Origin of the sequence: Burkholderia sp. SIMBA_051, assembly GCF_046534915.1 — a bacterium.
GTDB lineage: Bacteria > Pseudomonadota > Gammaproteobacteria > Burkholderiales > Burkholderiaceae > Burkholderia > Burkholderia ambifaria.
Genome location: NZ_JAWRXS010000713.1, coordinates 1 through 245, shown reverse-complemented (window position 1 = coordinate 245; position 245 = coordinate 1). Strand labels below are relative to the sequence as shown.

At 62.0% G+C, this 245-nt stretch carries 1 protein-coding gene; it reads left to right on the top strand.

The window, feature by feature from the left end; translation table 11 throughout:
- Window positions 1-245 (top strand): CobW family GTP-binding protein (locus SB771_RS36315; protein WP_410722200.1); only part of this gene is annotated, 245 nt, incomplete at both ends.

Below are 245 nucleotides of genomic sequence, written 5' to 3'. Positions count from 1 at the left end.
AACAACACGGCATGAAGATCGCCGTGATCGAGAACGAATTCGGCGAAGAGAACATCGACAACGAGATCCTCGTTCAGGACACCAACGAGCAGATCATCCAGATGAGCAACGGCTGCATCTGCTGCACGATCCGCGGCGACCTCGCGCGCGCGCTCGGCGATCTGGCCGCGAAGAAGCGCGACGGCAAGCTCGACTTCGATCGCATCGTGATCGAGACGACCGGCCTCGCGAACCCGGGCCCGGTC